The sequence below is a fragment of the Bacillus paramycoides genome (assembly GCF_038971285.1).
GTDB lineage: Bacteria > Bacillota > Bacilli > Bacillales > Bacillaceae_G > Bacillus_A.
This window is the reverse complement of sequence record NZ_CP152427.1, coordinates 2696466-2719406: the sequence shown is the minus strand read 5'-3', so window position 1 is coordinate 2719406 and position 22941 is coordinate 2696466. Positions and strand designations below refer to the sequence as shown.

Below are 22941 nucleotides of genomic sequence, written 5' to 3'. Positions count from 1 at the left end.
GACAAACTAATTTCTAGGATTTGATATTAATAATCCATCTATTAAGTTTATTTGATTTTTTTGTTTACAATAGATAGCTTCTATCTACTAGATAAATGTAATGAACTATAACTATTTAAATGAATAATAATAGTTTACATGTAGTTAAATCCTTTTCATTAAGTTTATCGTAATTCAAGTATATGACTCTGTCTTTGTTAATAACAAGTAGTAAAATTGTATGAAAAAAATGAACAAAAAAACAAATTTTTAACCATTAAATTTAACAAGGTATCTAGAAATAATCATAGTATGAATGTAAAATTAAAATGGTTGATACATTTTTTTACATTTGTGAAATTGTACATTTTATTTAGTTATGAAAGATTAAGCGATACATAATGCTTATTTAGTAAAAAGTATGAAATGATTAAACAAGGAGAGTAGAAAGATGGAAATAGGGGAACGTATTCGCCATGTTCGAATGCATAAAGGGTTATCACAGAGGGAGCTCGTATCAGAAATATGTTCAATAACATATTTAAGTAGAATAGAAAGTGGAAAAATAAAACCGTCATCTTCTTTTATAAAAAAAGTTTCTAAGAAGTTAGATGTAGATAGCTATTATCTTATAAATGGAAATTATGAGGAAATAAAGATTACTATTTTTAAAATATGTAATAAATATAAAAAAGATAAAAGTATTACAGAAGCTGACTTATCTTTGTTAGAATTATATGTTCGTGAAGTGGATTCAATTCCTTTATTACTAAAGGGATATGGTGTACTGATATACTATCATGCCCGGCAAAAAAATATGTTATACGTGAAGTCGCTTATAGATCAAGCTTCGCTAATGATACCAAGTCAGGTCGAAACGCAAGATCTTGAAGATTATATTTATTATTTAAAAGCTCGAGGTTTATATTTTTATAATAAACAAGACTACAGTGCTGCTCATGATATTTATGTACAGGCTGAGAGTTTACTTGGTGCAGAAGAAACTGAAGAACACGGTCATATATACTATAATTTATGTCATGTATATAAGGAACTTTATAAAGATAAAAGTATTAGTCGTTTGTATGCCTTAAAAGCTTACAATATATACAGAAAAAATGGTATGCAGAAAAATGTAGTAAATACACTTTTAATGCTTGCAGTACTGTATATTATAGATGAGTTATATGAAAGGGCACTTGAAATTTTACAGCAAGTAGAAAATAGTTTAGCTATTAATGGTGATTCAAAGTATTTACCTGTAATTTCTTATGATTACGGGAAAATTTATCAAGGTTTGAAAGACTATACGAATGCTATTAAATACTACGAAAAAACTTTGGAATTAAGTGAATTTTTATCAGAGAAAGATCAAAAAGTATATGCGTTACGAAACATGTTGGAGATTTACATAGAACTTAAAGATTGGAAAAATGTTAATAAAGTTATGAATGAAGCATTTCATTTTTTATCGATTTATGATGTACCAGTTGCACATGTCCAACTATATGGTTTGAAAGCTAAAGTATTCAAAATACGTGGCGATTATTTTGAATATGAGAAAAATATGCAAAAAGCAGTTGAAGTAGGGGTAGAAAAAAAGCAATATCGCTTAGTTGCTGAATTATCATATGAATTAGGTAATTTTTATAATGAAAATCGTTCTTATAAATTATCTGCGAAGTATTTTAAAATATCAGCTGAAAATAAAATGGATTTATAATGAATTTTACCAAAAAATTCTTATGAATTGTAAAGGGTTATCCAAAAGAGTAGGATATTTTATACTTTTGGGATAACCTTTTTTATTGCTATTCTATAATTACTGGTCGATATGGTATTGGTGAAGATAAAATCATAGAAGTTTTAACTGTTCCAAATGGTATAACAATATCAATCAATTCCTCTAATTCCTTCATGGAGTGAACTGCCACTTTTAAGTAATAGCTACTTTCACCTGTTACTCGGTGGCATTCAAGAATCCTTTGTTCTTCGTATATTTTCTCCTCAAATTTTTTGCATGGAATCTTTAAGTTTTCGATTCTTAAAAATGCTTGAATTGATTTTCCAATTATATCAAGTGATATTCGAGCTGTATACTTTTCAATTATTCCTGCATCTTGTAACCTTTTTAGTCTTTCTGTGACACTAGGGCGACTGAGGTGCAAGTGATCAGTCATTTCTGTAATTGTCATTCTGGCATCCTCTTGTAATAAAAGGGTTATTTTCTTATCGATTTCATCCATGAAGTATGCTCCTTTACAAAATTGAAAGTAAATTTCTGAAATAAATACATAATATAAAATCTTATATTAAATTACATACACTTTTGTATATTGAATAGACTGATAAGTTTCTATAATTAAAATATAAATGGAGGTGTATGTAATGTCTAATCATTTTAATGAAACAATTTCTATTAAAAAAGGGACAGCTTTATACGTCGGAGCGGTTTTAGGATCAGGAATTCTTATATTACCTGGTATGACAGCAAGTGTAGCAGAAGGGAATGCAATTGTTTCGTGGCTTGTTATGATTTCACTTAGTATTCCACTTGCATTCACATTTGCTTTTTTATCAATTGAATATCCAAGTGCTGGTGGCATGTATATAGTGAAAGTGTTTGCTTTATCATCATATTTTACGTACGTTATAGCGCTACTTATTTTAAGTATTTCAATTGGTTTCAATTTATACGGTTTAAAAATGAGTGGTTTGTTTCAAGTATGTATTGGTATATTAACTTTTTTTATTTTAATCGTAACTATTATTAGTTCGCTACCTTATATTGAAATGAAAAATATAAATATACATATTTATATGCATGAAATAAACCCAATTTTAAATGCATCATTATTAATTTTTTGGTCATTTTTCGGGTGGGAAGCTATTGCAAGTTTAGCTCCAGAATTTAAAACACCTAGAAAAAGGAATATTATTTTTTCTACAGGATTTGCGATTGTTATTATTGGAATTTTATATATTGGTATTGCATTATCAGTAATTGGAACGAAGTCCTATCATATAAACGCTGATAATACTACAGCATTAGTGCTTGTAATCAAGCAAACATTAGGCGACCAATTTGCATGGATAATTGGATTTGTAGCTTTTATCATTTGTTTAGGGACGACAAATGCATTTATTGCAAGTATGGGACGCTTAGGTTATTCATTAGGGCAGGAAGAAGTTGCGCCACGTTATTTAGCACATATTAATATAAAAAGAGAAACACCAACAAATGCAATAAAAGTTGTAGGTTGTATTGCAATAATTGGTCTGCTAATAAGTTTCGTTTTTCAAATTAGTATAGATAACATCGTATTAATACCAAACTCATTAGGAATTATTACATATATAATTGGTACTGCGGCCGGAATGAAATTAATAAAAAATAAGTTAGGAAAAGGTTTTTCTATAGTAGCTTTTACAAGTTGTATAGTGGTTTATCCCTTTATAGGGGGAGTAATACTTATTCCATTGGCGGTATCATTCATATGTTTATGCTATTTGCGGTTTAGTAACAGAAGATAAATAAGAATGAGGTTATAGAAATCTAAATATTTAAAGATATTAAATTTTTCTTGTTTCATATATAATTGTGTAGGGAGAAATATCTGTAACTATTTGTAAAAATAGGAGGCGGCTATAAAAATGTATGAAATTTCTAAGTGGGATTTGGATCGATTGTATTCGAATACGGATATTATATTTCCAATATTAGAGTTAAAAGAACAATATATGGTGAAAAAGGATGTAGAAATCCTGTCAAAACTCATACAAGCTATTGAAAAAGCAGAATACTATTTGTACTGTCGATCGGCTGAAAAAAGTATTGCATCGGATATTACTAGATTGACTGTGAAAGTAAAGGAATTAAAAAGTGAAGTGCAGCAAGTAATACAACAAAGTGAAGTGGAGATTACCGATAATACTAGGCTAATAAAAGATGAACTTAATGCTTGGGAAAATATGTATATACAATTAAGGGATAGGATAGAAATAGAGCACAATAATAAGCAATTATCATTTGGACAAGCAAATCATATTGCAATGAATAGTGATAATGAAAAGGAAAGACTAGAAGTATTTGAGTCATTAACGTTTGCTTTACATAAGGAAAAAGAAATTTTTGCTACTGTATTAAATCAAATAGGAAGATTGCGTAATACGAAGAGTAATGAAATAGAAGAAAGTGAGATTTTAACAGGTTCTCTTCATGCGAATGGCATTTCTGAAACTGTATTATTGCAAATGTGGAATGAGACAGAAGAAAACCTAGATAAATTAGTAAGTGCTTTAAACGTGTATAAAAAAGGAAAAGCTTCGATAACATGGCATGAACTTATGACAGTAAAGGAAGATAATGAGGTTAGTATTCCTTTTTCAGTAGCAGTACAAAACATATACGATGCATTAAAAAATATAGATGAAGAATTAGCAGAATTTGCACGTAATGCGATAGAAAGTGGTTGGGTAGATGCGGAACCGAGAGAGAATAAACCACCAGGTGGATTTTGTGCACCTTTTTTCAGTGAGAAAGAATCACGAATCTCTATGCGTTATGACGGAAGTATCGATAGTGTAAGAGTACTTGCCCACGAAATAGGACATGCTTGGCATTTTTATAATATGAGTTTTGAACAATCCTCTTCTTTTTTAGATGATTATTTGCCAATGAGTACGGCTGAATCAGCGTCTATTTTCTTTGAAACCGTGCTTATAAATTATCTAATTCAAACAACAGATAGTATAGATATGAAAAAGTCATTGCTTAGCTGGAAAATAAGAAACTGTTTTAATTATGTAATGGCAATTCGAGCATCGTTCGAATTTGAGAAGAACTTTTATGAAAAATGTAAAGATAGTCCTTTAAGTGCTGATCAAATAGAGAAATTATCTATAGCAGCGCAAGAAAAAGCATACGGGAATTCATTATCAGAATATCAGCCGTTTGTTTGGATGAAATATGTTCAGTTTTATATAGCAGATGTTCCTTTTTATAATTATCCATACACATTTGGATATTTAGTTAGTTTTAGTTTATTAGAAATAGCTAAAGAAAGTAAAAGTACTTTTCACTTGAAATATAAAGAGTTTTTACGAGAAACTGGAAAGGCTCCAGTGAAAGAGCTTATGACAAAACATTTTGAAATAGATATAACAAGATATGAATTTTGGGATAAAGCTTTTAAACAAATTTCTATAGATATTGATGAATATTTGAGGCTTATATAAGGGGAGAGTATAGTGGATCACCAACTTATAAAGGGAATACCTTTTTCAACTTTAGAATATGCAAAAGCTATAAGTTTATTAAAAGGTTGGCTACATGAAAAACAAGAAAAACCAAGATTTGTAGTAACTGCAAATCCTGAAATTGTTATGTCTGCAAAGGAAAACACGGCTAAATCAAAACAATTTAAAAAGATATTACTTTCTGCAGATTTAATAACAGCAGATGGGATTGGCGTCATAATTGGCTCAAAAATGTTAAAGGGAACTTTGAAAGAACGTGTTACTGGGGCAGATATCACTCACGAATTAATAAAGCATTGTAATGAAAATGGATATCATGTCTTTCTTTTTGGAGCTGCTCCAGAAAGTAATAAAAAGGCAATAGAAAAATTAAATGAGCAGTTCCCAGGAGCACAGTTTAAAGGACAGCATGGATTTGTAAATGGCGAAGAAATAGAAGAAATAAAAATGAAAATTAAGCAATTCAAGCCGGACTTACTGTTAGTAGGACTAGGCTCACCCAAACAAGAAGAATTCATCTATGAAAACCTACAAACATTAAACATTCCGCTATCTATAGGTATCGGAGGTATGATTGATATATTATCTGGTACTGTAAAAAGAGCACCGAAAATTATGAGGGATACAGGAACTGAATGGTTATATAGATTACTCTCACAGCCAAAAAGATTAAAGAGACAACTTGTACTTCCGAAATTTTTATTGTCGGTTATGTCTGAAAGAATTAAAGGGAGTAATTAATAAAGGAGAGTACATTCATGAACAGAATCGGAATTATCGGAGCAATGCAAATTGAAATAGACTTACTTTTAGAAAAATTAGTTGTACAAGAAGAACAAATAATTGCGGGAATGCCTTTTTACGTTGGAGAATTCATGGGAACTGAAGTAATTGTTACAAGGTGTGGCGTAGGAAAAGTAAATGCAGCCGCATGTACGCAAACATTAATTCATAAATTTGATGTAGATGCTATCATCAATACGGGGGTTGCTGGCGGGCTACATCCGGATGTAAAAGTTGGTGATATCGTTATTTCAGCGAATGTTACTCATCATGATGTAAGTAAAACTCAAATGAAAAACTTATTCCCGTTCCAAGAAGAATTTATCGCAAGCAAGGAATTAGTAGAGTTAGCACGTATTGCATGCAATAGTAGTAGTTTACATATTGAGGTTCATGAAGGAAGAATTGTAAGCGGTGAATGTTTTGTTGAAGATTCAAAACTAAAAGCGAAATTAATAGACGAATATGCACCGCATTGTACAGAAATGGAAGGTGCAGCAATTGGACATGTTGCCTACATAAATGAAGTACCGTTTCTCGTAATACGATGTATTTCTGACAGTGCAGACGATGAAGCACAAATTTCTTATGATGACTTCGCGAAAACGGCCGCAAACTATTGTTCAGAAATTATCGTTGAGATGCTTAAAAATATATCAAGTAAAACTGTATTATAATTCAAAAGGAGAGAATGAAATGTTACAAGCATTAATTTTTGATATGGACGGAACGTTATTTCAAACAGATAAAATTTTAGAATTATCGTTAGATGATACTTTTGATCATTTACGTTCATTACAATTATGGGATACGGTAACACCTATTGATAAGTACCGTGAAATTATGGGCGTGCCGTTACCGAAAGTTTGGGAAGCGTTACTACCGAATCATTCTCTTGAAGTAAGAGAACAAACAGATGCATATTTTTTAGAAAGATTAATTGAAAACATTAAGAGTGGAAAAGGTGCTTTATATCCGAATGTAAAAGAGATTTTTACATATATAAAAGAAAATAATTGCTCAATATATATTGCAAGTAATGGTTTAACTGAATATTTACGAGCAATCGTATCTTATTATGCTTTAGACCAATGGGTTACTGAAACGTTTAGTATTGAACAAATAAACTCACTTAATAAAAGCGACTTAGTAAAAAGTATTTTGAACAAATATGATATAAAAGAAGCAGCTGTAGTCGGGGATCGTTTATCTGATATAAGCGCAGCTAAAGATAATGGCTTGATTGCGATTGGATGTAATTTTGATTTTGCACAAGAAGATGAGCTTGCTCAGGCGGATATAGTAATAGATGATTTACTGGAGTTGAAGGGGATATTACCTGCTATACAGAGATAATAAAGTTGTTTAAATTACAATATAATCATTCTAAAAATAATAAAGTCGTTTAAAAATCTTTCTTCCATTAACGGAGTAAATTGCTTAGTGGGGAATTAAAATAAGTACTTGTGGCTTCTGAAGAAATGGAAAAAGAAAGATGTTAAATACAAAGTAGACTCTGTTATACAGAGGTAGAGAGATAGTGGTATTCATTTGTGATGGATTAGTAATGGTTTGATTTGGATTATAAAGTGTGTGCGTTTTTTGCCAAGTACTATATGACTTATTCTATGGAGGGAATATGATTAAAAATAATTTTAAAATTAGTAATATTCCTGCGGTTTTATGGGGAGATAAAAGTGAAAAAGTTTTTATTGCAGTACATGGAAATATGTCAAATAAGGAAGATGTAGTTATTCAAAAATTAGCTGAAGAAGCTAATCAAAAAGGTTATCAAGTATTAAGTTTTGATTTACCTGAGCATGGAGAAAGAACAAATGATAATACTGCTTGCAAAGTACAGGTTTGTGTTAGTGAATTATCTATAATTATGAATTACGCAAAAGAACATTGGAAACAAGTAAGTGTGTTTGCATGTAGTATCGGAGCTTATTTTAGCCTTTTAGCCTATCAAAATGATGTGATAGAAAAGGCATTATTTTTATCACCAGTAGTTAATATGGAACGAATTATCGAAAATATGATGAAATGGTTTAATGTAACACCAGAATTTTTGCAAAAAGAAATGACTATAGAGACACCTATTGGTCAAAAGTTATATTGGGATTATTTATGCTATGTAAAAGAACATCCTATTAATACATGGAATATAGATACATATATTATGTACGGAGCTAAGGATGAATTGTGTGAATTTGAAATTATTAACGATTTTACAAAAAAACATCGTTGTGCATTAGAAGTCATGGAGACAGGTGAACATTATTTTCATACTGAAGAACAGTTAAAGATATTTGAACAGTGGTTACAAAAGCTTATAGATTAACAAATTATAACTAAACTTGAACATGTTAGAGTAGAATGGTGAATTTATAAACTGATATTATATTTGAGAGACATTATAAATGTAAATCTATTCATTTAAGCAAACAGCTGCTTTAGTTCAATAAGACTTAAACAACTATATTATCGATTTAAAATTGAAGTGAAGAATACACATACTACGAATTGAATAAGATAACAATCATAAAAATGCTCAGAATAAATGATTCTAGAGCATTTTTATGTATTTTCATAATAAGGAGGATTTACTTGAAAGATATACATATTCAACAAATTGAAGATTTAATGATATACGAATCCGATTATCTTGTTCAGGAAAGCAAAGATGAAGGATTTAATTTCCTAATAAAACTAATAAGTGATTATGAAAATAAAATAAACACATTTAATAAAACTGGAGAATGTTTATATGGTATTTTTCAAGAGGAAAGGTTAATTGGAATAGGAGGGCTAAATGAGGATCCGTATACAGAAAATAATAAGATTGGCCGATTAAGGCGATTTTATATTGCAAAGGACTATCGTCGTATAGGGCTAGGGAAGTTGTTATTAAACCAATTATTATCTCATGCAGAAAAGTATTTTAAAGTGGTGGTTTTACATACAGATACGAAACAAGGTGATGTATTTTATACTGCAAATGGATTTGTGAAGAGAGAAGTATATAAAGGATCTAGTCACTATAAAATATTGTAGAAAAGGCTGTCAAAATAATATTTTGTTAGTTTTGAGTTCTTATATTTGTAAAAAAATTACCGGAATAGTAGTAGAAAAAAGAGACCTCAGCTTCTAAAAATAAGCTTATGAGATCTCTTTTTTCTAATCAATTATGTTTTTACATTCATTTGCTTCAATAGTCCCTTCGGATCACCTTTTACAAAATAAAAATGCGGATTATTTTCATCATCGTAAAGCATAATATAAGGTTTTTCATTTAGTGGAAGGAGAATAAGTACTTCATCAATTGTTGTATGTAACCATTGATTTGTAATAGAAACTGGTTTAGATAAAGGGATTTTTATCATGTGACCATCTTTTGGAACGACGTTTAAGTTTTTGAATGGGCCAGTAATCGATTTAGCATATTGAATAGCTTCTTTTTGAATAGCTGGATCTAAAGATTGTTTTTGAACGACCATTTCTTTTTGACAATCAAATACTTCAATTTGTTGATTTGTATTTGCGAACGCATTTGTTGATAATAAGAAGAAAAGAAGAGTAATGATCCCGATTTTTTTCATCATAGTACAACACCTCGTTTTTACTATACCCTTAAATGGTTCAAATATTTTTCTGTCACATACATGTAACAAAGAAGTTGTATGATACAATTGATTTTTGTTTAAAAGCAATGGAGGATAATGTATGAAAGTATTAATCGCAGATGATGAACAAGATATGCTAAGGATTTTAAAAGCTTATTTTGAGAAAGAAGGCTTCGAAGTTTTCTTAGCGAAAGATGGAGAAGAAGCACTTCAAATATTTTATGATGAAAAAATTGATTTAGCTATTTTAGATTGGATGATGCCGAAACATAGCGGTATTACTGTTTGTCAGGAAATAAAGAAAAACTCAAGCGTAAAAGTATTAATGCTCACGGCGAAAAGTGAAAGCGAAGATGAATTAGCAGCTCTTCAAAGCGGGGCAGATGAGTACGTAAAAAAACCATTTCATCCAGGTGTACTCATTACTCGAGCGAAAAAGCTAATACAGCACGATGATGTCATTCAAGTTCAAGATTTGAAAATTGATTTTACGAAAAATAAAGTTTATAAAAATGACAAAGAATTAGATATTACAAAAACAGAGCTAGAATTAATAAAATGTTTTTTAAATCATAAAGGGATGATTTTAACTCGTAAAAAATTGTTAGATATCGTATGGGGATTTGACTATTTTGGAGAAGAGCGAACTGTTGATACACATGTAAGGAGATTACGAAAAAAAGTTGGAGAAAATATTATAAAGACGCACCGCGGGCTAGGATATAGTTTGGAGGAACAGAGTGAATAAACTTGGAAAAAAGCTATTTCTTAGTATATCTTTAACCGTTATTCTTATATTTACGATCTCTTTATTATTAATTAACTATCTTTTACCGAAATATAATATTTACAAAACACGAGAAAGCTTAGAAGGTATTACAGCGCAAATTCAGTCCATACCGAGAGAACAATTGGATGAAGCAATTACGAGCATTGAAAATGAGGGGAATGTTACGATTGCGTATACATCCATAAAAGACTCAGAAGATCATATTAATGATGAGTTACGTATGCAACTTACAAAAAAGAGAGTTGCCCTTAATAAAATTTGGATTACAAAAGAAGAAATAATGAAAGTAAAGAACTTCGGACATTCGAATAAAATATATGATCAAGAGAAAATCAAATCTAGCTTTTTTGTGAAATACATGGCGAAAGATGATATGTTGATTTTAGTAGGAGTTTCTATCGCACATTCGAATGAAATAATAAAAACGTTAAACTCATTTTATTTATTCATTTTAGGTATTACGATTTTTCTCATTATTGTACTTGTATGGATATTGTCAAAAACAATTACGACACCGCTGAAAGAATTAAGTGATGTCGCAGAAGATATTTCACGTTTACAGTTTAAAAAGACAAAAGTGAAAACGAATGATGAAATAGGAGACTTAGCTACTAGTATTAATATCATGAGTGAAAAACTACATGAAGCGCATCAAGATTTAACAGATCGAAACGAACATTTAAAACGATTTATGGGTGATGTGACCCATGAATTAAAAACTCCAATCGCGTTAGTGAAAGCATATTCTATGGGCATAAAAGATGGTCTAGATGATGGTACATACATAGATACAATCATTAAACAATCGGATCACATATCAAACCTAATTGAAGAGTTATTACGATTTTCTAAACTAGAAAGAGATGTGTTACAAAAAGAAGAATTCTCTATTAAATCACTAGTCCAAAGTATATTAGATAAGCATAAGATTGAACTGGAATCGAAAGAAATTGATTTGCATGTGAACTATAATGTTGGCGATGCAATTATTTATGCAGATATAAATAAAATGAGAATGGTGTTTCAAAATTTAATATCAAATGCGATAAAATATACAGCAAATCAACATATAAAAATTACTTTAGAAGTACGAAATGAAAGTGTATATTTTCAAATTCAAAATGGTATGAATGCGGAACAGATGAAAGATATCGATAAAATTTGGGAACCTTTTTACGTCCTAGAATCTTCTCGTAGTAAAGACCATTCCGGTACAGGACTAGGTTTAGCGATCGTGAAAAGTATTTTAGAAAGACATGGTTTTGACTATGGAGTTTCTACTATAGAGGGAGAGATACAATTTTATATTCATATGAAGAATGACTAATTCAATACTAGTAGAAGCATCGTCTATTAATAGGCGATGTTTTTTTATTGATATATGTAAGTAGTAATTCAAAATATATAACCTTGAAGGCCCGTTGGAAGAGTGTTCTACAAATTTTTCAAGTTGTTGCATAAAATATAAACTGAATTTTCTGTAATTTTATTGTATAGTAAAAAGAGAAATATATGGGGAGGCAAGCGTATGGGGAAAAAGAAAATAGCAACATTATCAGCAATATTATCTTTATCAATTACATCAGGAGTTTCTAGCACGACTGCGTATGCAGACAATAAAGAAACAAACTACATAAATGAGAATGACGTGAAGTTAAATGGAAAAGTTTCAGAGGCGTTACAATCAAACACGAAAATTGAATTAGAAAATGGGATGACAAAACCGATTTATTCGCTTGATGAAGCAATTATTGAAAATTTATTTGTAGAAACGGAAGTAGATAGTGATCGAGATGGAAAAAAGGATCGTGTATCGGTAAAAGTTATGCGTCCAAAAACTGATCCAAATGTGAAAGTTCCTGTTATATATGAAATGAGTCCATATCGAGCTGGTTTAAAAGATGTTCCTGTATATAACGTAGATGAAGAATTGTATGCGTATGAAGGGAAACCGTATGGAGCTGTTAATCTTGGTTCGTATGGAAATTATTATGTACCAAGAGGCTATGCAGTCATTTTAGGTGAAAGTATTGGAACTGGGAAATCAGAAGGGTGTCCGACGACTGGGGATGAGCAAGAAATATTAGGGACGAAATCTGTAATTGATTGGGTAAATGGACGTGCGAAAGCATATACAGAAAATGGTGAGGAAGTTAAAGCTGATTGGTCAACGGGAAATGTCGGTATGACAGGAGTCTCTTATAATGGTACGTTACCGAATGCTGTTGCGACGACTGGTGTTGAAGGGTTAAAAACAATTATTCCAATCGCAGCGATTAGTAGTTGGTATGATTATTATCGTGCAAACGGTGCAGTCATTGCACCAGGTGGATATCAAGGAGAAGATACGGATAATATGGCAGAAGCAGTATTAACGAGGGAAAACCCTGAAGTTTGCGGACAAGTAATAAAAGAGCTAACAGCTGGACAGGACCGGAAAACTGGTAATTATAATGATTTTTGGGATAAACGAAATTATGTAAAAGATGCTAAAAACGTAAAAGCGAGTGTATTTGTTGTTCATGGTTTAAATGATTGGAATGTAAAGACGAAGCAGTTCGTGCAATGGTGGGAAGCACTTGGAGAGAATGATGTCCCTCGAAAAATGTGGTTACATCAAGGTGGACACGGTGGAACATCAACGAATGACTGGCAAAGAACACAAAATGAATGGTTCGATTACTGGTTGTATGGAATTGAAAATGGGATTATGAATGAGCCAATGGTTGATGTACAACGTGAAAATAAAACATGGGAAAAATTAAAAAACTGGCCAGATCCAGCAGCTGTACCGTCAAAAATTCGAATGTTTTTAAGTAACAAAGCAGTTAATTTACCATTGAGCATGGGGGCTGTTAATAAGGTGTTTTCATTCGTAGATGATGCAAAAATGAAATCAAATCAATTAGTAGCAAACCCAGAATTAGAAGTAGCCAATCGATTAGTGTATACAATGCCTGTACTGCAAAAAGATACGCGTATAAGTGGTACACCAAAGATTTCAATTACGGGAAATATTGATCGATCTGTATCAAATTTAACCGCTTTACTTGTTGATTATGGAGGAACAAAGCCTGAAATCGTAACGAGAGGCTGGATGGATCCACAAAACGTAAAGAGTATAGAAAATTCAACGGCGATTCAACCGGGCAAAGATTATACATTTACATGGGATATGCAGCCAGATGATTATGTATTTAAAGCTGGGCATCAAATAGGGGTCGTTTTAATTGCTAGCGACTATGATTATACAATTAGACCGAAAGCGGGCACGAATCTTACAGTAAAATTAAGTGAAGTAGCATTGCCAATTGTGAAATAAATAGTTGTGAATAAAGAGCTTACCGTATAGTAAGCTCTTTAAATATTGAAAGGGAAGTTTATTATGATTTTTTATTGGTAGATATAAAAATACTTACAACAAATAAGAAAATTGCATTCATGATCAATAGGCCACTAAATATAAGGCCCGCAAAACCTCCAGCGAATCCATCGCCTACTTTTTCACCAATTATGTGCAAAGTGGCGAAGAAAACAATGGGGGCAGCAAGTATGAAAATACCACTAGATATTTTCCATATTTGCCTATATTTCTTCGCTATAAAGAAAATTAGAGCATTAAAAGCAATAAGAAGTAAAAGAAATATAATTAATGAATTCATCATATCCTCATTTTTGCGAAGAGTTTGAATTTTCATTATTCACATTGGCATTTCAAAGGAAATATTATACAATATGAGTATATTCTATGGAAAGCGAGTGATATAGTATGACAGTCAGCTCTTTCGAATTTTCATTAAAAGTAAAGGTACAGGAAGATTAATTGAATGAAAATCTTCCGTACGTAAAAACGGAGGAGAAAATAAATGTTTAGTTTTTATAGTTCACTTTGCACGGAACTTTATGATTACACAAAGCCTGTCGGTTATTCTTTAAATGGTGATATTGAGTATTACGAAGAACGTTTGAAAAATTGTAGAGGTAGAATTCTCGAAGCAGCAGTAGGATCAGGGCGTGTCATCATCCCACTTCTTGAGGCTGGTTTTACAGTTGATGGGATTGACTATTCACCTGAAATGCTAGAATCGTGCCGTATAAGATGCAAAGAGAGAGGCGTACACCCTAATTTATATGAAGGAAGCTTACAACAATTTTCACTTCCGCATAAATATGAGGCAATTATCATTCCTACTGGTTCTTTTTGCTTAATTGAAAATCGTGAGAATTCTATAAATGCATTGAAATGTTTTTATGAACACCTTAATCCAGGTGGACGATTAATCGTAGATATTATGCTTCCACATGACTGGAAGACGGGAGAGATTCATACATCGACTTTTTCTTTGCCAAATGGAGATGGAATTAAATTAGAAAATAAATCAATTGAAATAGATTGGCTGAATCAAACTACTCTATCATATTTAAAATATGAAAAATGGAGTAAAGGGCAGTTAGTACAAACGGAATTGCAACGCTTTGCGGTGCGCTGGTATGGAATAGAAGAGTTTAAACTTCTTTTAGAAAGTATTGGTTTCTCTAACATTACTTGCTCTGCTGACTATGTTTTCGAAAAAAAACCGTCAAATGCAAATCAAATGTTTACTTTTGAAGCAGTGCGAAAAGAAAAATAAAGAAGTATGTAAGAAAACAAGGCGATCGATACAATATCGATTGCCTTGTTTTAATTGTATATTACGTACATGTTATTACGTTTTCATTGTCCAAGCATCCTTCTACTAACTACATATACTATTTATATTAAAGACAGTCACTATTTTAAATAGAACTGTAATGTTTCTATAAATGATATTTTAGAGAGGCAGGGGATAAATTTGGCAAACGAAGAACAAGATAGAATTGAAAATCAAGTGTATTCAAATCGTGTATTAAGATCAGAATTTGATGCGAATTGGGAAACTTGTATATCAAAAAGTGGTTATGTAATTTATGTAGCAACAAGTAATAATGCTGAAGTAATAGTACTTCTTGCAGATGGTTCAAGTAAATTATTAATCTTCCAAAAAGGCGGTAAAGTAGTAGTAGGCGGTGGTGGAACAAGTCATTACAGTAAGCCGCATATCGCAAGAAATATTTAAGGTAGAACAAAACGCTGGAAAATGGTTAGTCATCCATGTTTAGAGCATGAATGACTAACCATTTTTATTTGTTTAACTCATTTTAATAGAACTTGATGTATTACAAATACTTTTGAATGATCAGAGAAGTTCGTAGGGAATTGTACGAATCAGTATTTGAAATATAATGTATGGTTTGAAGAATTCTATAAGCAATAAAAAAGCATTTCCTATTTCGGGAAGTGCTTTTTTTATGTTATAGTATAATAGTGTTTTGGAACAATGTTATTTTAATATATTTCAAATCTTGTTGTGTATTATTTTTATATTAAATTAGTTGCGTGACCATTTTTTTATATAAGGAGTAATAATTAGAGAAATGAAAAATATAGACTTTATACTAGAAAGTGATGAGGCATTAAAACCGTCTGAACGATTAGTACTATTATTATTAGAGAAGCATAGAATGTTATATACGAACGATCTATTGGCATTATCTAATTTATCATATAAAACATTAACGGATTCATTAACGGCGCTTGTATTAAAATCATATGTGTTAAAGGAAACAGGTAAGGGAAGAAGACAGAATTGTTATAGATTGGTATGATAAGACTGCTGATTTTAGAGAATTTATATTAATATTTATCGAATGTAAGGAGAAATAATATTTTTATTTTCAAATGAAAAATGCGAAATGAGGTAAATTTAAATATTTTAATTTCGTTTTTATTAATTATAGTTTAATCGTTTTTAAAAATAGAAAAATAAAATAAACTGCATAAAACAGAAATAAAAAAAACAATCCGTTTTAAAAAGGGATTGTTTTTTTATTGGAATAATATTATTTGGTAGATGGAAACAGGAATGATTATTCTACTTCACTTGTATACTTTTCAGGTAATAATTCCATTACGTTACATTTTACAAGTTCACCATTATAAGAAAGTATAACGTTCGTATTTTTTCCATAATCACTTATTAATTCTCGACATATACCACATGGAGCAACAACCCAACATTTTTCTATATCTTCATGAGGGTGTGGGTGAGCAACTGCTACAATGGTATCAAATTCATGATCACCCTCGGAAATAGATTTTCCGATTGCCATTGCTTCACCACATACTGTTATTCTTCCAACATTCGCTTCAACATGCACTGCTGCATAAATGTTACCTGTTTTAGTTCTTACAGCTGAACCGATATGATGACGGCTATATTTATAGTTTTTTTGATTACTTTTTCAGCGGCGTTAATTAAATCATAGTCTTCACTATTTAAAGGTGTTACTTGTAACATAATTCCTCCTCCATACTAAACATGATTAGCATTATTTCAGCAGAAAATTTTAATATTTAAAATAAAAGATAGGGATTAAATAGATAATATTATTATGTAAACTATAATTTTAAAAGGAATATATAATAATCAATAGAACATATAGAAGAGTGTGATGATGAGAAAACAGCCTATGATATAGCCTTGGAAAAAGGTCATAATCATCTTTTACATTATTTGCAACAGGGAGTGAACGTGTGATGGATAAATGGAGTGTAGGGATATTTTTATTTAATGACGTGGAAGTGTTAGATTTTGCAGGGCCATTTGAAGTTTTTTCTATCACTAAAGTACATGAAGAGAAACCATTTACTGTTTATACAGTTAGCCAAAATGGAGAAATGATTACAGCAAGGAACGGATTAAAGGTAAAGCCTGATTATAGTATTGAAGATTTACCACCAGTTGATATATTAATCATTCCAGGTGGTAAAGGCGCTCGGGAAAATGAAGTGAAAAATGATATTATAATAAATTGGGTTCGTCAGCAAATGAAAGAAGTAAAGCTAATGACTTCAGTTTGTACTGGAGCGTTATTACTCGCGAAAGCTGGTTTACTGGAAGGGTTAGAAGCAACAACACATTGGGCTAGTATTCAAACTTTCAAAAAAGATTTTCCGAATGTAGAAGTAATGGAGAATGTGAAATTTGTAGATGAAGGACATATTATTACATCGGCAGGTATTTCAGCTGGTATTAACATGTCATTTCATATTGTGAAAAATTTATTAGGTGTGGAGATTGCTCAGGAAACGGCGAAACGCATGGAATATGATATTGATTTGTAAAATTAAAAAGCCCAGTTTGGGCTTTTTTTCTTATTTTGTATGTATATAAGTGACTACCTAGGGATCTATGTTCTAAATTGTAGTTCTGATACAGGAATTCCAGTCCTTTCGAATGTACGACAATGCATCTTTTTTCTCCATGTAAGCTATAAAAACGGGGATTTTGTATGAAAAAAATTCTTCTACAATAGTAGAAAAAGAATAACAGAAACTACTATTTTATGCCAGCATACATAAAAAAATGCAATGTAAATATGGAAATGTCGTCGAATGCTATCTTTAATTGGTTAATTTGTAAGATATTTTTGTGAAGGAGCTTATTTTATAAGAATAGAATTATAGTTAGTAAGAGTCATACCGATGGTAGTGAAAATATATGTGTTAGGGGGATTTCATAATGAGGAAACTCAAGCGAATAAATGTTCCTAATATACAAGAACAACTATCACAGTCTAATGAGAATCGAGCAATTAATAAGAAAAAACTAAGGCGTTTTATATTCATGTTTATATTTATTGCGGCGGCTACTTTGTACGTTCAATTTATTTTAACGAAACAACAAGAAATAATCGTAGAAAAAAAAGATACAATAACGAATCAAAAAAAACAATTGGTGTCTTTAAAGAAAGATAAGGCTTCTTTAAAGACTAACATAGAAAATTTAACAGACGATGAGGAAGAAATTTTGAAGTTTGCGAGAAAAGAATATCAATTCTCTAAATCAAATGAAACTATATTTGTGTTGCCGAAGTAGTGTAATAGGACAGTTAGCGATAGCTAGCTGTTTTTTTTATGTATGAAGGGCATGGTACAAGAAACAATTACATATTGTAAAAATGAAGAGTGTGAGCTGTTTTTATACTTATGGAATATATACCGAAATAAATGTTGTTAAAATTCTGTCAATTGTATTATAATACAAGGTAAGCGGATACATTTCTTAATCAACGTTGAGTTTATCACTCATACGACTATTAAGAAAACCGTTATCCCGTATTAGAAAGGAAGATAGCTGTGTACGCTTCAAATACAATTTATGTCGTAGGGGATGCGAAAGCACCTCAAAATAATCCCATTACCGAAAAGTTCAAAAGTTATTTTGTAGCATTTGTACTTGTTAAGGAGACTGGGGAAATTGTAGATGCAGATTGCTCAGCGACAATTGCATTAACATCACAATTTGTTAAATATTTATTTCTACATAAAAATATTAATGACCCAGCGTTAGTAATGGAAATAAAAGGTCGTTATTTCGGTTCGTCTCAAAAGGCACTACTTGTAGCAGTAAAAGATGCACAGAAAAAATATAATCAAATCGCTGCTTTGTCTACCCATTCATAGACAAAATCCAGCCGTAAGAATCTTCTTATGGCTGGATTTTTTTTATTTCACATTTACCTTCTACATGAAAAGTAAGCACAAGCGGAGATCTTTTGATCCAAAAAAGTTGAGAATTAAGGCTCCATTTTGCTAGACAAAGAAAGGATGAACAAAATGAAAATTACCGATGTAAAAGTAAATCGTAGACGTGTAAATCTTCATACACCGTTTAAAACCGCGCTTCGTACCGTAACCGAAATAGAAAGTATAGATGTATATATTCATACAGATGAAGGAATTGTCGGTAAGGGAGCTGCAGCTGCAACACCGGTTATTACGGGTGATTTCGCTAACGGGATTGAAGAAGCAATTTTAGGGCCGATGCGTTCATGTTTAATTGGTCAAGATATCATTCAATTTCAGCAGTTACTGCAACACATTCAAGTGAGTTGCATTGGAAATCCAAGTGCGAAAGCAGCGGTAGATATCGCATTATATGATGTGTATTGTCAATATCATAACGTTCCACTTTACGCATTATTAGGCGGGAAGAAAGAAATTCATACAGATATTACGGTGAGTGTAGATGAGCCTTTCACTATGGCGAAAGAGGCAAAGCAACATGTAGAAAAAGGATTTCAAACTTTAAAAATTAAAGTGGGGAAATCTGCACACTTAGACTTAGAACGTATTGAAGCGATTCGAAATAGCGTACCAAAAAATACGACGTTACGATTAGATGCAAATCAAGGGTGGAATCCAAAAGAGGCAGTTTCTATCATTAAAGAGATGGAAAATCGCAATTTAAATATTGAATTTATTGAACAACCTGTTCATGCGAAAGATTGGGAGGGATTAAAGTACGTCAAAGATCATGTACAAACACCTATTATGGCAGATGAAAGCATATTTTCAGCGAGTGATGCATTAAAAATTGTGCAAGGAAGATATGCAGACTTAATCAATATTAAATTAATGAAATGTGGTGGCATTCGCGAAGCGTGGCGTATTGCAGAGATAGCAGAAGCAGCTGGTGTGAAATGTATGGTAGGAAGCATGATGGAATCTTCTCTTTCTGTTAGCGCTGTTGCACATTTAGCTGCTGCACATCCTAATATTCATTACTTCGATCTTGATGCGCCACTTTGGTTAATGGAAGAACCGGAAGGAATGACTTATTCTGGATCAAAGGTAAACCTTCAATCGACAGTGAATAGTAAATCTTAGGAGAAGAGACTAGTAAATTATCTTTTAAGGGGGATATTTATGAAAAAAGTAGGAACTGCATTTTTAACAACTTTATTTATATTTTCATCGTTTACATCAGCAAATGCTGAAGAAAAGAAAGATAGTAAGGCGTTTATCGATGTATCTGCCGCAACACTTTGGACTGCACCTGATTCATTACGGCCAATTGATGCACCAAGTGCTACAAATCCAGTTGATTTGTGGAAGTGGACGAAATCGATGACGCTTGATGAGAAACTTTGGTTAACAAGTGCAAATAAATTAGAAACGCAAGCGTTATTAGGCCAAGAAGTAACAGTTGTAGATAAAAAAGGGGATTGGGTGAAAGTGTTAGTCCATGGTCAGCCAACACCTCGAAATGAAGAAGGCTACCCAGGATGGATGCCTGAAAAACAGTTAACATATAATCAAGAATTTGCAGATAAAACAAATGAACCTTTCGTATTAGTAACGAAACCGACAGCCATTTTATATATAAATCCTTCTGAAAAACATAAATCGCTTGAAGTGAGCTATAATACGCGACTGCCGCTACTTAGTGAAGATGCGATTTCATACCGCGTGTTGCTACCAAATGGGCAGAAAGCTTGGCTACGAAAAAATGATGGAACGGTTTACCGTTCTCAAAATGATATTCCAACCCCGGCGGCCGATGATTTAATAAACACAGGGAAAATGTTTTTAGGATTACCGTACATTTGGGCTGGTACAAGTGGCTTCGGATTTGATTGCTCTGGATTTACACATACGATTTATAAATCGCACGGTATTACAATTCCGCGAGATTCTGGTCCGCAATCGAGAAATGGAGTTGCAGCGGATAAAGAAAATTTACAAAAAGGAGATTTAATCTTCTTTGCACATGATCAAGGGAAAGGTAGTGTTCATCATGTGGGAATGTATATTGGTGACGGAAATATGATTCACTCACCAAGAGCTGAAAGATCAGTAGAGATTATACCGTTAAATACACCTGGATATATAGAAGAATACGCTGGTGCTCGTCGTTACTTACCTTAAAAAATAGAGGGGGTTTTCAAATGAAAAAAGTTGTTCGCTACTCATTAGTTAGTACTCTATTCGTTTCTTCAATTTTAGTTGGCTGCGCAAAAGAAAAAACAACGACAAAGCCGAAAGATGAGAAGAAAGTATTACAGTTACTAGAAACGGGTGAAATTCCATCGTTAAATTCAGGGAAAGTAACAGATGCAGTATCATTTAACGTTTTAAATAACGTAATGGAAGGATTATTCCGTTTATCGAAAGATGATGAAGTGATTGAGGCTGGAGCACAAAAATATGAAGTGAGTAAAGATGGGAAAACATATACATTCCATTTGCGTGATGCGAAATGGTCTAACGGAGATCCAGTAACAGCGCAAGATTACGTATATGCTTGGAAGCAGCTTATTAACCCGGATACAGCTTCTCAATATGCATACATTGCGTACGATGTGAAAAATGCAGAGAAAATAAATAAGAAACAACTAGGGTTAGATGAATTAGGAGTAAAAGCAAAGGATGATAAAACGTTCGTTGTAGAGTTAGAACATCCTGTACCGTATTTTACGAAACTACTTATTTTACCGTCCTTCTATCCAATTAACGAGAAATATGCGAAAGAGCAAGGCGATAAATATGGATTAGAAGCAAATAAAGCGGTATATAATGGGCCATTTACATTATCTGATTGGAAGCATGAAGCTAGTTTTACGATGAAGAAAAACGATAAGTATTGGGATAAAAAAGAAGTGAAGCTAGATGAAGTAAACTATCAAATTGTTAAAGAAATTTCAACTGCGGTAAATTTATATGAAACAGATAAAGTTGATAGAGCTGTCATTTCTACAGAATTCGTAGATAAATATAAAAATAATAAAGAGCTAAAACAATATACAGATCCAGTTATGTACTTCTTCCGATTTAATGAAAATGTGCCGATTCTTAAAAATAAAAATGCACGGCTTGCACTAAGTACAGTGTTTGATAAGAAAGGACTTGCGACTTCATTTTTAAATGATGGTTCGGTTGCTGCAAACTATTACGTACCAAAAGGATTTTTAAAAGGTCCAGATAAAAAAGATTTTAGAAGTACGGCAGGTGAGTTTAATAAAACTGATGTAAAACAGGCGAAAGAATATTGGGAAAAGGCGAAGCAAGAGACTGGTACAAATGAAGTAACGCTTGAGTTATTAAACTATGATTTAGAAAACTTCAAAAAAGTAGGAGAATATATTAAAGAGCAGCTTGAGAAAAACTTACCGGGCTTAAAGGTAAATGTGAAATTACAACCACACACGCAAAAATTAGCGCTAGAGAAGAAGAAAGAATATGAAATGTCGTTATCACGCTGGTTACCAGATTATCCAGATCCAATGACATACTTAGAAGTATTCCTTTCTGGAAGTAGTGTAAACAATACAGAATATGCAAATCCGGAATACAATGCGTTAATTAAGAAGATTAAAACAGAATTAGGTAATGATGAAAAGGCTCGCTGGAAAGCACTACAAGATGCTGAAAAAATGCTGCTGGATGATGCAGTTATTGCCCCAGTATTCCAGCGCGGGCTATCTTACTTACAAAAACCATATGTGAAAGATTTATATGTACATCAATTTGGTCCAGCTACAAGTTTAAAATGGGCAGATGTACAAAAATAAAGGATGAGAAAACAGACTCCACGTGTGTGGTAGTCTGTTTTTTTAGTTAAGGTTGGGTAAATAGTACAT

At 32.0% G+C, this 22941-nt stretch carries 21 protein-coding genes and 3 pseudogenes; 20 read left to right on the top strand and 4 right to left on the bottom strand.

The window, feature by feature from the left end; translation table 11 throughout:
- The first annotated feature begins 430 nt into the window (after nt 1–430).
- Nucleotides 431–1702: a helix-turn-helix domain-containing protein gene (locus AAG068_RS14065; RefSeq protein WP_342714692.1), complete on the top strand. Its 1272-nt coding sequence runs from the start codon at nt 431–433 to the stop codon at nt 1700–1702.
- A gap of 88 nt (nt 1703–1790) precedes the next feature.
- On the opposite strand, the gene AAG068_RS14060 is transcribed toward AAG068_RS14065, so the two are convergent.
- Entirely contained in the window at nt 1791–2225 is a 435-nt protein-coding gene (locus AAG068_RS14060) for an Lrp/AsnC family transcriptional regulator (protein ID WP_000343324.1), read from the bottom strand.
- 142 nt (nt 2226–2367) lie between these two features.
- On the opposite strand from AAG068_RS14060, the gene AAG068_RS14055 reads away from it, so the two are divergent.
- The 6 genes and pseudogenes from AAG068_RS14055 to AAG068_RS14030 all read left to right on the top strand — a co-directional run bounded on the left by AAG068_RS14055 (nt 2368) and on the right by AAG068_RS14030 (nt 9078).
- Nucleotides 2368–3513: an APC family permease gene (locus AAG068_RS14055; RefSeq protein WP_342714691.1), complete on the top strand. Its 1146-nt coding sequence runs from the start codon at nt 2368–2370 to the stop codon at nt 3511–3513.
- Between the two features lie 120 nt (nt 3514–3633).
- Complete coding sequence (locus AAG068_RS14050) at nt 3634–5217, top strand: M3 family metallopeptidase (RefSeq protein ID WP_342714690.1); 1584 nt, start codon at nt 3634–3636, stop codon at nt 5215–5217.
- A 12-nt stretch (nt 5218–5229) separates the two neighbouring features.
- A complete protein-coding gene (locus AAG068_RS14045; protein ID WP_342714689.1) occupies nt 5230–5979 on the top strand; it encodes a WecB/TagA/CpsF family glycosyltransferase in 750 nt (249 codons plus the stop codon).
- Between the two features lie 17 nt (nt 5980–5996).
- A pseudogene (locus AAG068_RS14040) lies at nt 5997–7377 on the top strand (5'-methylthioadenosine/adenosylhomocysteine nucleosidase).
- A 283-nt stretch (nt 7378–7660) separates the two neighbouring features.
- Entirely contained in the window at nt 7661–8365 is a 705-nt protein-coding gene (locus AAG068_RS14035) for an alpha/beta hydrolase (RefSeq protein ID WP_342714688.1), read from the top strand.
- 266 nt (nt 8366–8631) lie between these two features.
- Nucleotides 8632–9078 carry a GNAT family N-acetyltransferase gene (locus AAG068_RS14030; RefSeq protein WP_342714687.1) on the top strand — a complete coding sequence of 149 codons (447 nt, stop codon included), beginning with the start codon at nt 8632–8634 and terminating at the stop codon, nt 9076–9078.
- Nucleotides 9079–9209: 131 nt separating this feature from the next.
- On the opposite strand, the gene AAG068_RS14025 is transcribed toward AAG068_RS14030, so the two are convergent.
- Entirely contained in the window at nt 9210–9626 is a 417-nt protein-coding gene (locus tag AAG068_RS14025) for a hypothetical protein (protein WP_342714686.1), read from the bottom strand.
- A gap of 121 nt (nt 9627–9747) precedes the next feature.
- On the opposite strand from AAG068_RS14025, the gene AAG068_RS14020 reads away from it, so the two are divergent.
- The 3 genes from AAG068_RS14020 to AAG068_RS14010 all read left to right on the top strand — a co-directional run bounded on the left by AAG068_RS14020 (nt 9748) and on the right by AAG068_RS14010 (nt 13759).
- A complete protein-coding gene (locus AAG068_RS14020; RefSeq protein WP_000865972.1) occupies nt 9748–10395 on the top strand; it encodes a response regulator transcription factor in 648 nt (215 codons plus the stop codon).
- A complete protein-coding gene (locus tag AAG068_RS14015; protein WP_342714683.1) occupies nt 10388–11764 on the top strand; it encodes a sensor histidine kinase in 1377 nt (458 codons plus the stop codon). Before AAG068_RS14020 ends, AAG068_RS14015 begins: the two co-directional genes overlap by 8 nt.
- A gap of 201 nt (nt 11765–11965) precedes the next feature.
- Nucleotides 11966–13759 (top strand): Xaa-Pro dipeptidyl-peptidase, encoded by a 1794-nt coding sequence (locus AAG068_RS14010; RefSeq protein ID WP_342714682.1) that lies wholly within the window; start codon nt 11966–11968, stop codon nt 13757–13759.
- 61 nt (nt 13760–13820) lie between these two features.
- On the opposite strand, the gene AAG068_RS14005 is transcribed toward AAG068_RS14010, so the two are convergent.
- Nucleotides 13821–14099, bottom strand: coding sequence for a hypothetical protein (locus AAG068_RS14005; protein ID WP_342714681.1), 279 nt, complete (start codon nt 14097–14099; stop codon nt 13821–13823).
- 204 nt (nt 14100–14303) lie between these two features.
- On the opposite strand from AAG068_RS14005, the gene AAG068_RS14000 reads away from it, so the two are divergent.
- The 3 genes from AAG068_RS14000 (at nt 14304) to AAG068_RS13990 (ending at nt 16122) form a co-directional block, all read left to right on the top strand.
- The gene (locus AAG068_RS14000; protein ID WP_342714680.1) at nt 14304–15068 is read left to right on the top strand and encodes a class I SAM-dependent methyltransferase; all 765 of its coding nucleotides are present in this window, start codon (nt 14304–14306) and stop codon (nt 15066–15068) included.
- Between the two features lie 201 nt (nt 15069–15269).
- A complete protein-coding gene (locus AAG068_RS13995; RefSeq protein WP_342714679.1) occupies nt 15270–15533 on the top strand; it encodes a hypothetical protein in 264 nt (87 codons plus the stop codon).
- A 358-nt stretch (nt 15534–15891) separates the two neighbouring features.
- A complete protein-coding gene (locus AAG068_RS13990) occupies nt 15892–16122 on the top strand; it encodes a hypothetical protein (protein WP_000789031.1) in 231 nt (76 codons plus the stop codon).
- A gap of 261 nt (nt 16123–16383) precedes the next feature.
- On the opposite strand, the pseudogene AAG068_RS13985 reads toward AAG068_RS13990, so the two are convergent.
- Nucleotides 16384–16814: pseudogene (locus AAG068_RS13985) on the bottom strand (cytidine deaminase).
- Between the two features lie 153 nt (nt 16815–16967).
- Between AAG068_RS13985 and AAG068_RS13980 the strand changes: the two are divergent.
- From AAG068_RS13980 to AAG068_RS13950, 7 genes and pseudogenes are all read left to right on the top strand, one after another.
- A pseudogene (locus AAG068_RS13980) lies at nt 16968–17054 on the top strand (ankyrin repeat domain-containing protein); the annotation flags it as partial.
- Nucleotides 17051–17641: a DJ-1/PfpI family protein gene (locus tag AAG068_RS13975; protein WP_342714675.1), complete on the top strand. Its 591-nt coding sequence runs from the start codon at nt 17051–17053 to the stop codon at nt 17639–17641. The pseudogene AAG068_RS13980 and the gene AAG068_RS13975, both read left to right, overlap by 4 nt.
- Before the next feature lie 397 nt (nt 17642–18038).
- Nucleotides 18039–18395: an FtsB family cell division protein gene (locus AAG068_RS13970; protein ID WP_001228722.1), complete on the top strand. Its 357-nt coding sequence runs from the start codon at nt 18039–18041 to the stop codon at nt 18393–18395.
- Nucleotides 18396–18655: 260 nt separating this feature from the next.
- The gene (locus tag AAG068_RS13965; RefSeq protein ID WP_342714674.1) at nt 18656–18982 is read left to right on the top strand and encodes a DUF3870 domain-containing protein; all 327 of its coding nucleotides are present in this window, start codon (nt 18656–18658) and stop codon (nt 18980–18982) included.
- A gap of 144 nt (nt 18983–19126) precedes the next feature.
- Complete coding sequence (locus AAG068_RS13960) at nt 19127–20188, top strand: dipeptide epimerase (protein WP_342714673.1); 1062 nt, start codon at nt 19127–19129, stop codon at nt 20186–20188.
- A 39-nt stretch (nt 20189–20227) separates the two neighbouring features.
- On the top strand, nt 20228–21229 hold the full coding sequence (locus AAG068_RS13955; RefSeq protein WP_342714672.1) for a C40 family peptidase: 1002 nt from the start codon (nt 20228–20230) through the stop codon (nt 21227–21229).
- A gap of 20 nt (nt 21230–21249) precedes the next feature.
- Entirely contained in the window at nt 21250–22872 is a 1623-nt protein-coding gene (locus AAG068_RS13950; protein ID WP_342714671.1) for a peptide ABC transporter substrate-binding protein, read from the top strand.
- Nucleotides 22873–22941: the final 69 nt, after the last annotated feature.